The sequence below is a fragment of the Enterobacter sp. 01-M-03-SI-ECC genome (assembly GCF_047530215.1).
GTDB lineage: Bacteria > Pseudomonadota > Gammaproteobacteria > Enterobacterales > Enterobacteriaceae > Enterobacter > Enterobacter chengduensis.
The window spans coordinates 111,122-121,360 of sequence record NZ_JBLKDA010000014.1; the positions used below are offsets into that span (position 1 = coordinate 111,122).

Sequence of the window (10,239 nt, forward strand, 5' to 3'; positions counted from 1 at the left end):
GACTATGTTAATTTGTCATTATGATAATGTAAGGTGTGGGCCATTTTCCGCACCGGGCCGCCATGGTAGCCCAAAACAGCGACGATACACAAAAACAGAAACAACACCGGGAGGGGAATGATGTCTCAGACAGCAAAAGTGCTGCTGCTGTATGCCCATCCGGAATCTCAGGACTCGGTGGCAAACCGGGTGCTGCTTAAGCCGGCCACACAGCTCAGTAACGTCACGGTGCACGATCTCTACGCGCACTATCCTGATTTCTTTATTGATATTCCTCACGAGCAGGAGCTGCTGCGTCAGCATGACGTGATTGTGTTCCAGCATCCGCTTTATACCTACAGCTGTCCGGCGCTGCTTAAGGAGTGGCTGGACCGCGTGCTGAGCCGGGGCTTCTCCAGCGGGGTGGGGGGCAACCAGCTGGCGGGAAAGTACTGGCGTAGCGTGATTACGACCGGTGAACCCGAAAGCGCTTACCGCCACGACGGGCTGAACCGTTATCCGATGAGCGACATTCTGCGGCCTTTCGAGCTGACGGCGGCGATGTGCCGCATGCACTGGATGAGCCCGATTATCGTCTACTGGGCCCGACGTCAGGATCCAAAAGAGCTGGCAAGCCACGCCAGAGCCTATGGTGAATGGCTGGCGTCACCGATTCCGGCAGGAGGTCGTTAATGGAAGGATCGAATTTGCTCCTCGCCGGGGTGCTGTTTTTATTTGCGGCCGTCGTCGCGGTACCGCTCGCTGCCCGCATTGGCATCGGGGCGGTGCTGGGGTATCTGCTGGCGGGCATCGCCATTGGCCCGTGGGGACTGGGATTCATCAGCGACGTGGATGAGATCCTCCATTTCTCCGAGCTGGGCGTGGTGTTCCTGATGTTCATCATCGGCCTGGAGCTGAACCCCTCTAAATTGTGGCAGCTCCGACGCTCTATCTTTGGCGTGGGCGCCGCCCAGGTGTTGTTCAGCGCCGCGATCCTGGGCGGCCTGTTAATGCTGACCCACTTTTCATGGCAGGCGGCGGTGATTGGCGGGATAGGCCTGGCGATGTCGTCGACGGCAATGGCCCTGCAGCTGATGCGCGATAAAGGGATGAACCGCAACGAGGCCGGTCAGCTGGGCTTTTCGGTGCTGCTGTTCCAGGATTTAGCGGTGATCCCGGCGCTGGCACTGGTGCCGCTGCTGGCGGGCTCCGGCGACGATCGCTTCGACTGGGCGAAAATCGCCATAAAGGTGTTGGCCTTCGCGGGCATGCTGATTGGCGGACGTTTCCTGTTACGTCCGGTATTTCGCTTTATTGCCGCGTCGGGCGTGCGCGAGGTGTTTACCGCCGCGACGCTGCTGCTGGTGCTGGGATCGGCGCTGTTTATGGATGCGCTGGGGCTGTCGATGGCGCTCGGGACCTTTATCGCCGGGGTGCTGCTGGCGGAGAGCGAGTATCGGCACGAGCTGGAAATTGCCATCGATCCCTTCAAGGGGCTGCTGTTAGGCCTGTTCTTTATTTCGGTGGGGATGGCGCTCAACCTTGGCGTGCTCTATACCCATCTGCTGTGGGTGGTGGTGAGCGTCGCCGTCCTGGTGGCGGTGAAAACGCTGGTGCTGTACGTCATGGCGCGCATTTACGGCTTGCGCAGTTCGGAACGCATGCAGTTTGCCAGCGTGTTAAGCCAGGGGGGCGAGTTCGCGTTTGTGCTGTTCTCCGCCGCCTCCTCCCAGAAGCTGTTTAAAGACGACCAGATGGCGCTTTTGCTGGTGACGGTCACGCTGTCGATGATGACTACGCCGCTATTGATGAAGCTGGTGGACAAGCTGCTTTCACGGCGCCTGAACCCGACGGACGATGAAGATGAAGCCCCGTGGGTGGAAGACGACAAGCCGCAGGTGATTGTGGTGGGCTTTGGCCGTTTCGGGCAGGTGATTGGTCGCCTGCTGATGGCGAACAAAATGCGCATTACGGTGCTGGAAAGGGATATCAGCGCTGTAAACCTGATGCGTAAATATGGCTATAAAGTGTATTACGGCGATGCCACCCAGCTTGAGCTGCTGCGATCGGCTGGGGCAGAAGCGGCCGAGTCCATCGTGATTACCTGTAACGATCCGGAAGACACGATGAAGCTGGTGGATCTGTGCCAGCAGCATTTCCCGCATCTGCATATTCTGGCGCGCGCCCGGGGACGTGTTGAAGCTCACGAATTATTGCAGGCGGGTGTGAAACACTTCTCCCGCGAGACGTTCTCCAGTGCCCTGGAGCTGGGGCGCAAGGCGCTGATCTCGCTGGGCATGCATCCTCATCAGGCGCAGCGCGCGCAGATGCACTTCCGTCGGCTGGATATGCGGATGCTGCGCGAGCTGATGCCGGTACATACCGATACGGCGCAGATCTCCCGCGTGCGGGAAGCGCGTCGCGAGCTGGAGGAGATCTTCCAGCGCGAGATGCAGCAGGAACGGCGCCAGCTTGACGGCTGGGATGAATTTGAATAAAGGGTAACGAAAGATGGCTGTACGTAAACGCTTTATCGCGGGTGCAAAATGCCCGTCCTGCCAGGCGCAAGATACGCTGGCGATGTGGCGGGAAAATAATATTGATGTTGTTGAGTGTGTTAAGTGCGGTCACCAGATGCGCGAGGCCGATAAAGAGGCTCGCGATCACGTTCGCAAAGAAGAGCAAGTGATCGGCATTTTTCATCCGGACTAGCGATATGCCCTGAGTTTTTTTAAGCTAAAGGGTACACGGGTGCAGATTTCCGCTACAATCTGCGCCAGCAATTTTCCCACGCTCAGGAGATATCATGAAAGTAGCAAAAGACCTGGTGGTCAGCCTGGCCTATCAGGTACGTACAGAAGACGGTGTGTTGGTTGATGAGTCTCCGGTGAGTGCGCCGCTTGACTACCTGCATGGTCACGGCTCCCTGATTTCCGGCCTGGAAACTGCGCTGGAAGGCCATGAAGTTGGCGACAAATTTGACGTTGCTGTAGGCGCGAACGACGCTTACGGTCAGTATGACGACAACCTGGTTCAGCGCGTTCCGAAAGACGTGTTCATGGGCGTTGACGAACTGCAGGTTGGCATGCGCTTCCTGGCTGAAACTGACCAGGGTCCAGTTCCTGTTGAGATCACCGAAGTGGAAGACGACCACGTTGTGGTTGACGGCAACCACATGCTGGCCGGTCAGAACCTGAAGTTCAACGTAGAAGTTGTTGCGATCCGTGAAGCAACCGAAGAAGAGCTGGCTCATGGCCACGTTCACGGTGCGCACGGTCACGACCATGACCACGATCACGGCCACGACGGCTGCTGCGGTGGTCACGGCCACGATCACGACCATGGTCATGACCACGGTAAAGGTGGTTGCGGTAACGGCGGCTGCGGCTGCCACTAATACCTGCCGTTGGTAGGTAGGCCCGGTAAGCTTCGCGCCACCGGGCACAAAAAAAGCGGGGAACCCCCGCTTTTTTTACGCCTCAATAATGAGGGGGTGGCGTCTCTTCTGACTGAGAGGCAATGTTTGACGGTTGCGTAGCCTTCAGCTTTTCCGTCAGCAGGCGCATATGATCCCGCAGTTTTGCCATTTCGAGCTCATGGGCGGTCACGGTCTGGTTCAGCTCTTCGATGGTGATGTCCTGAAAAGCCAGGCGGCTTTCCAGCTCAGCCATTCTCGCTTCTAATGCTGTATCCTTCATCATTCACCTCGTTTATTTCAGATTTGCCATAATGGCCCAGCGGCGGCGCAGTTTAACTGAGTTTATCCCTAAGTACAGTTCGCATCCCCTGACAAGAAACTTATTTAAACAAAAATAGTCTGAAAAGTGGCGACAATTGGACGTGTCTGTATGTAGATTTCTTCTGCAACGTTTTATAGTACGTCACTCATTTACGTTTAACGCTGGGGTGAGAGTCCCCAGGCCCTGGAGATATGGATGAAATCACTGTTTAAAGTAACGCTGCTGGCGACGACGATGGCTGTTGCGCTGAACGCGCCGCTGTCATTCGCTGCTGATACTGCTGCGAAGCCTGCTGCCACTGCAGACAGCAAAGCGGCGTTCAAAAATGACGACCAGAAATCCGCCTACGCACTGGGCGCATCTCTGGGCCGTTACATGGAAAACTCTCTGAAAGAACAAGAGAAACTGGGCATCAAACTGGATAAAGCTCAGCTGATCGCGGGCGTTCAGGACGCATTTGCAGATAAGAGCAAGCTGTCTGACCAGGAAATTGAACAGACTCTGCAGGCGTTCGAAGCGCGCGTGAAGGGTGCCGCGCAGACCAAGATGGACGCGGACGCGAAAGACAACGAAGCGAAAGGCAAAGCCTACCGCGATACCTTTGCTAAAGAGAAGGGTGTGAAAACCTCCTCTACTGGCCTGGTGTACAAAGTTGAGAAAGAAGGCACCGGCGATGCGCCTAAAGACAGCGACACCGTTGTGGTGAATTACAAAGGTACGCTGATCGACGGTAAAGAATTTGATAACTCTTACACCCGCGGCGAGCCACTCTCCTTCCGTCTGGATGGTGTGATCCCAGGCTGGACTGAAGGCCTGAAAAACATCAAGAAAGGCGGCAAGATCAAGATGGTTATCCCACCGGATCTGGCCTATGGCAAAACCGGCGTTCCGGGGATCCCTGCCAACTCTACGCTGGTCTTTGACGTAGAGCTGCTGGACATCAAACCGGCACCGAAAGCGGATGCCAAAGCAGACGCACCGGCTGACGATAAAGCCGCTGCTGCTAAGAAGTAATGCTGAAAAAAACCGCCGCCTTTAAGGCGGCGGTTTTTTATTGTGGGGCAGATATAATTAACACTGGAAAGCGTTAGGCACGCTGTATTAATTTAGTTGTCCGTGTAGATAATGAGCCTGCCCTGAAAACCTAACGACAGGCTCCTGAAAAGGAGTGTTTTTTTCATGTCCAGGTCGCTTTTAACCAACGAAACCAGTGAACTTGATTTGCTGGATCAACGTCCTTTCGATCAGACCGACTTCGATATTCTGAAATCCTACGAAGCGGTAGTGGACGGGTTAGCGATGCTCATTGGCTCCCACTGTGAAATCGTATTGCACTCCCTGCAAGATCTGAAGTGCTCCGCCATCCGTATTGCGAATGGTGAGCATACTGGCCGTAAAATTGGTTCGCCTATTACCGACCTTGCATTGCGTATGTTGCATGACATGACCGGCGCGGACAGCAGCGTCTCCAAATGCTATTTCACCCGCGCCAAAAGCGGCGTGCTGATGAAGTCAGAAACCATTGCGATTCGAAACCGCGAGCATCGTGTGATTGGGCTGCTGTGCATCAACATGAACCTTGATGTGCCATTCTCGCAAATCATGAGCACCTTTGTTCCACCTGAAACGCCGGATGTGGGCTCCTCCGTTAACTTTGCCTCCTCCGTTGAAGATCTGGTGACGCAGACGCTTGAGTTTACGATTGAAGAGGTGAATGCCGATCGCAACGTCTCGAACAACGCCAAGAATCGCCAGATCGTGCTCAATCTCTATGAAAAAGGGATTTTTGATATTAAAGACGCCATCAACCAGGTGGCCGATCGTCTGAACATCTCCAAGCACACGGTCTACCTCTATATTCGCCAGTTCAAAAGCGGTGATTTCCTGGGACAAGACAAGTAATGCGTTTTGCGTTAATGGTAACAGGCCCGGCGTACGGGACTCAGCAGGCCAGCAGCGCGCTGCAGTTTGCGCATGCGCTCCTCGCTTCCGGACATAAGCTGGCAAGCGTCTTCTTCTATCGGGAAGGGGTGTATAACGCAAATCAGTTTACGTCCCCGGCGAGCGACGAGTTTGATCTGGTTCGCGCCTGGCAGGCATTAAACGAAAAACAGGGCGTAGAACTTCACATCTGCGTCGCGGCGGCACTGCGACGCGGTGTGACCGATGCAACCGAAGCCGCGCGCCTTGGTTTATCGGGTTCTAACCTGCAGCCCGGTTTTTCGTTGAGTGGCCTGGGCGCGCTGGCACAGGCGGCATTAACCTGCGACAGAGTGGTGCAATTCTGATGAAGCGCGTGGCATTTGTTTTTACGTCTGCGCCGCACGGTAGTGCTTCAGGCCGCGAAGGTCTGGATGCGTTACTGGCGACATCCGCGCTGACCGAAGATATCGGCGTCTTCTTTTTGGGCGACGGGGTGTTTCAGCTTCTGGCGGGCCAGCAGCCGCAGGCCATTCTGACGCGTGATTACATCGCGACGTTCAAGGTCTTACCGCTTTACGATATCGACACGTTCTATCTCTGCGCCGACTCCCTGGCCGCTCGCGGTCTGAATGAGAAGATGCCTTTCGTGCTGGATGCGACGGTCCTGTCTTCTGCCGCGTTACGCGAACAGCTTTCCCACTACGATACCGTTCTGACTTTCTGAGGCTGCCATGCTCCATACTCTGAGCCATTCACCGTGGCAATGTGATATCGACACGCTGCTGAGCATGTTGCGCGAAGGTGACGATCTGCTGCTCATTCAGGATGGCGTGCTTGCCGCACTGGAAGGCAGTCGTTTCGTTGAAATTCTCACAAATGCCCCCATAACCGTCTCTGCGCTGAAAGACGATCTGGATGCGCGGGGTCTTTCTGGTCAAATTTCAGCCAAAATTGACGTGGTTGGCTATACTGATTTCGTCAATCTTACTGTGACGCACGCCAGTCAAATGAACTGGTGATTTGAGATCGCTGTATATTTCTTGACACCTTTTCGACGTAGCCCTAAAATTTCGCGTCCTCATATTGTATGAGGTCGTTTTATTACGTGTTTACGAAGCAAAAGCTAAAACCAGGAGCTATTTAATGGCAACAGTTAACCAGCTGGTACGCAAACCACGTGCACGCAAAGTTGCGAAAAGCAACGTGCCTGCGCTGGAAGCCTGCCCGCAGAAACGTGGCGTATGTACTCGTGTATATACCACCACTCCTAAAAAACCAAACTCCGCACTGCGTAAAGTATGCCGTGTGCGTTTGACTAACGGTTTCGAAGTGACTTCCTACATCGGTGGTGAAGGTCACAACCTGCAGGAGCACTCCGTGATCCTGATCCGTGGCGGTCGTGTTAAAGACCTTCCGGGTGTTCGTTACCACACCGTTCGTGGTGCGCTGGACTGCTCAGGTGTTAAAGACCGTAAGCAGGCTCGCTCCAAGTACGGCGTGAAGCGTCCTAAGGCTTAATGGTTCTCCGTTAAGTAAGGCCAAACTGATTTATCTTAATGTCACACTAAACTCTTTGAGTTTTGGACAATCCTGAATTAACAACGGAGTATTCCCATGCCACGTCGTCGCGTCATTGGTCAGCGTAAAATCCTTCCAGATCCGAAATTCGGATCAGAACTGCTGGCAAAATTTGTAAATATCCTGATGGTAGATGGTAAAAAATCTACTGCAGAAGCAATCGTATACAGCGCGCTTGAGACCCTGGCTCAGCGTTCTGGTAAAAATGAACTGGAAGCTTTCGAAGTCGCTCTCGACAACGTTCGCCCAACCGTAGAAGTTAAGTCCCGCCGCGTTGGTGGTTCTACTTATCAGGTTCCAGTTGAAGTTCGTCCGGTTCGTCGTAATGCTCTGGCAATGCGTTGGATCGTTGAAGCTGCTCGTAAACGCGGTGATAAATCCATGGCTCTGCGTCTGGCGAACGAACTTTCTGATGCTGCAGACAACAAAGGTACTGCAGTTAAGAAACGTGAAGACGTTCACCGTATGGCAGAAGCCAACAAGGCGTTCGCACACTACCGTTGGTAATCCCTTCGGAGTCTTAGTCACCAGGCGGGCGCTTCAGAGAAGCCGCCCGCTCTGGGTAACTTAACTGAACGCCTAAAGATATAAACGAGGAATCAAATGGCTCGTACAACACCCATCGCACGCTACCGTAACATCGGTATCAGTGCGCACATCGACGCCGGTAAAACCACTACTACCGAACGTATTCTGTTCTACACCGGTGTAAACCATAAAATCGGTGAAGTTCATGACGGCGCAGCCACCATGGACTGGATGGAACAGGAGCAGGAGCGTGGTATCACTATCACCTCCGCAGCGACTACTGCATTCTGGTCAGGTATGGCTAAGCAGTACGAACCGCATCGCGTAAACATCATCGACACCCCAGGGCACGTTGACTTCACCATCGAAGTAGAACGTTCCATGCGTGTTCTTGACGGCGCGGTAATGGTTTATTGCGCAGTTGGTGGTGTTCAGCCACAGTCTGAAACCGTATGGCGTCAGGCGAACAAATATAAAGTTCCACGCATCGCGTTCGTTAACAAAATGGACCGTATGGGTGCTAACTTCCTGAAAGTTGTTGGTCAGATCAAAACCCGTCTGGGCGCGAACCCTGTTCCGCTGCAGCTGGCAATTGGTGCTGAAGAAGGCTTCACCGGCGTTATCGACCTGGTGAAAATGAAAGCCATCAACTGGAACGATGCAGACCAGGGCGTTACCTTCGAATACGAAGATATCCCAGCTGCAATGCAGGACCTGGCTGACGAATGGCACCAGAACCTGATCGAATCCGCTGCTGAAGCTTCTGAAGAGCTGATGGAGAAATACCTGGGTGGTGAAGAACTGACTGAAGAAGAGATCAAAAAAGCTCTGCGTCAGCGCGTTCTGAACAACGAAATCATCCTGGTAACCTGTGGTTCTGCGTTCAAGAACAAAGGTGTTCAGGCGATGCTGGATGCGGTAGTTGACTACCTGCCATCCCCGGTTGACGTTCCTGCGATCAACGGCATCCTGGACGACGGTAAAGATACTCCGGCTGAGCGTCACGCAAGCGACGACGAGCCATTCTCTGCACTGGCGTTCAAAATTGCTACCGACCCATTCGTGGGTAACCTGACCTTCTTCCGCGTTTACTCTGGTGTGGTTAACTCCGGTGACACCATCCTGAACTCCGTGAAAGCGGCGCGTGAACGTTTTGGCCGTATCGTACAGATGCACGCTAACAAACGTGAAGAGATCAAAGAAGTTCGTGCGGGCGACATCGCTGCAGCTATCGGTCTGAAAGACGTGACCACTGGTGACACCCTGTGTGACCCAGATCACCCGATCATTCTGGAGCGTATGGAATTCCCAGAACCGGTAATCTCCATCGCGGTTGAACCAAAAACCAAAGCTGACCAGGAAAAAATGGGTCTGGCTCTGGGCCGTCTGGCGAAAGAAGACCCATCATTCCGCGTATGGACTGATGAAGAATCTAACCAGACCATCATCGCTGGTATGGGTGAACTGCACCTGGACATCATCGTTGACCGTATGAAGCGTGAATTCAACGTTGAAGCTAACGTGGGTAAACCTCAGGTTGCTTACCGCGAAGCGATTCGCGCGAAAGTTACCGACATTGAAGGTAAACACGCTAAGCAGTCTGGTGGTCGCGGTCAGTACGGTCACGTTGTGATCGACATGTACCCACTGGAGCCGGGCTCTAACCCGAAAGGTTACGAGTTCATCAACGACATCAAAGGTGGTGTAATTCCTGGCGAATACATCCCAGCCGTTGATAAAGGCATCCAGGAACAGCTGAAAGCGGGCCCTCTGGCTGGCTATCCGGTTGTTGACATGGGTATTCGTCTGCACTTCGGTTCTTACCACGACGTTGACTCCTCTGAACTGGCGTTTAAACTGGCTGCGTCTATTGCCTTTAAAGAAGGCTTTAAGAAAGCAAAACCAGTTCTGCTTGAGCCAATCATGAAGGTTGAAGTAGAAACTCCTGAAGAGAACACCGGTGACGTTATCGGTGACTTGAGCCGTCGTCGCGGTATGCTGCGTGGTCAGGAATCCGAAGTAACTGGCGTTAAGATCCACGCTGAAGTTCCGCTGTCTGAAATGTTCGGATATGCAACTCAGCTGCGTTCTCTGACCAAAGGTCGTGCATCATACACCATGGAATTCCTGAAGTATGATGATGCGCCTAACAACGTTGCTCAGGCCGTTATTGAAGCCCGTGGTAAGTAATCCACAGGATTAAAACCTAAGTCCCGTGCTCTCTCCAAAGGGGAGAGCACTATAGTAAGGAATATAGCCGTGTCTAAAGAAAAATTTGAACGTACAAAACCGCACGTCAACGTTGGTACTATCGGCCACGTTGACCATGGTAAAACTACCCTGACTGCTGCAATCACTACCGTTCTGGCTAAAACCTACGGTGGTTCTGCTCGTGCATTCGACCAGATCGATAACGCACCAGAAGAAAAAGCTCGTGGTATCACCATCAACACTTCCCACGTTGAATACGACACCCCGACTCGCCACTACG

14 protein-coding genes are annotated in these 10,239 nt (G+C 53.5%); 13 read left to right on the top strand and 1 reads right to left on the bottom strand.

Annotation, left to right across the window (positions count from 1 at the left end):
* The first annotated feature begins 117 nt into the window (after positions 1–117).
* From kefG to slyD, 4 genes are all read left to right on the top strand, one after another.
* Positions 118–672 (top strand): glutathione-regulated potassium-efflux system ancillary protein KefG, encoded by a 555-nt coding sequence (gene kefG, locus ACMWKK_RS14345; protein WP_045330513.1) that lies wholly within the window; start codon positions 118–120, stop codon positions 670–672.
* Positions 672–2,477, top strand: coding sequence for a glutathione-regulated potassium-efflux system protein KefB (gene kefB / locus ACMWKK_RS14350; RefSeq protein ID WP_112779988.1), 1,806 nt, complete (start codon positions 672–674; stop codon positions 2,475–2,477). The genes kefG and kefB overlap by 1 nt, the downstream gene beginning before the upstream one ends.
* Before the next feature lie 13 nt (positions 2,478–2,490).
* Positions 2,491–2,691: a YheV family putative zinc ribbon protein gene (locus ACMWKK_RS14355; protein ID WP_013099038.1), complete on the top strand. Its 201-nt coding sequence runs from the start codon at positions 2,491–2,493 to the stop codon at positions 2,689–2,691.
* Between the two features lie 94 nt (positions 2,692–2,785).
* Positions 2,786–3,376: a peptidylprolyl isomerase gene (gene slyD, locus ACMWKK_RS14360; RefSeq protein ID WP_014885491.1), complete on the top strand. Its 591-nt coding sequence runs from the start codon at positions 2,786–2,788 to the stop codon at positions 3,374–3,376.
* Positions 3,377–3,458: 82 nt separating this feature from the next.
* Here the strand turns inward: slyD and ACMWKK_RS14365 are convergent, their stop codons facing one another.
* A complete protein-coding gene (locus ACMWKK_RS14365) occupies positions 3,459–3,677 on the bottom strand; it encodes a protein SlyX (RefSeq protein ID WP_024907948.1) in 219 nt (72 codons plus the stop codon).
* Between the two features lie 237 nt (positions 3,678–3,914).
* Here ACMWKK_RS14365 and fkpA point away from each other — a divergent pair, with 237 nt between their 5' ends.
* The 9 genes from fkpA to ACMWKK_RS14410 form a co-directional block, all read left to right on the top strand.
* A complete protein-coding gene (gene fkpA, locus ACMWKK_RS14370) occupies positions 3,915–4,733 on the top strand; it encodes an FKBP-type peptidyl-prolyl cis-trans isomerase (protein ID WP_023309460.1) in 819 nt (272 codons plus the stop codon).
* A 165-nt stretch (positions 4,734–4,898) separates the two neighbouring features.
* Positions 4,899–5,621, top strand: a complete 723-nt coding sequence (locus tag ACMWKK_RS14375) for a transcriptional regulator (RefSeq protein ID WP_045330517.1) — start codon at positions 4,899–4,901, stop codon at positions 5,619–5,621.
* Entirely contained in the window at positions 5,621–6,007 is a 387-nt protein-coding gene (tusD, locus tag ACMWKK_RS14380) for a sulfurtransferase complex subunit TusD (RefSeq protein WP_112779989.1), read from the top strand. The genes ACMWKK_RS14375 and tusD overlap by 1 nt, the downstream gene beginning before the upstream one ends.
* Positions 6,007–6,366 (top strand): sulfurtransferase complex subunit TusC, encoded by a 360-nt coding sequence (gene tusC / locus ACMWKK_RS14385; protein WP_112779990.1) that lies wholly within the window; start codon positions 6,007–6,009, stop codon positions 6,364–6,366. Before tusD ends, tusC begins: the two co-directional genes overlap by 1 nt.
* Before the next feature lie 7 nt (positions 6,367–6,373).
* On the top strand, positions 6,374–6,661 hold the full coding sequence (tusB, locus tag ACMWKK_RS14390) for a sulfurtransferase complex subunit TusB (protein ID WP_045330521.1): 288 nt from the start codon (positions 6,374–6,376) through the stop codon (positions 6,659–6,661).
* Positions 6,662–6,785: 124 nt separating this feature from the next.
* The gene (rpsL, locus tag ACMWKK_RS14395) at positions 6,786–7,160 is read left to right on the top strand and encodes a 30S ribosomal protein S12 (protein ID WP_000246815.1); all 375 of its coding nucleotides are present in this window, start codon (positions 6,786–6,788) and stop codon (positions 7,158–7,160) included.
* A 96-nt stretch (positions 7,161–7,256) separates the two neighbouring features.
* Positions 7,257–7,727 carry a 30S ribosomal protein S7 gene (rpsG, locus tag ACMWKK_RS14400; RefSeq protein WP_004106370.1) on the top strand — a complete coding sequence of 157 codons (471 nt, stop codon included), beginning with the start codon at positions 7,257–7,259 and terminating at the stop codon, positions 7,725–7,727.
* A 96-nt stretch (positions 7,728–7,823) separates the two neighbouring features.
* Entirely contained in the window at positions 7,824–9,938 is a 2,115-nt protein-coding gene (gene fusA / locus ACMWKK_RS14405) for an elongation factor G (protein WP_045330523.1), read from the top strand.
* Between the two features lie 69 nt (positions 9,939–10,007).
* A partial coding sequence (locus ACMWKK_RS14410) for a GTP-binding protein (protein WP_032439543.1) occupies positions 10,008–10,239 on the top strand: 232 nt, incomplete at its 3' end.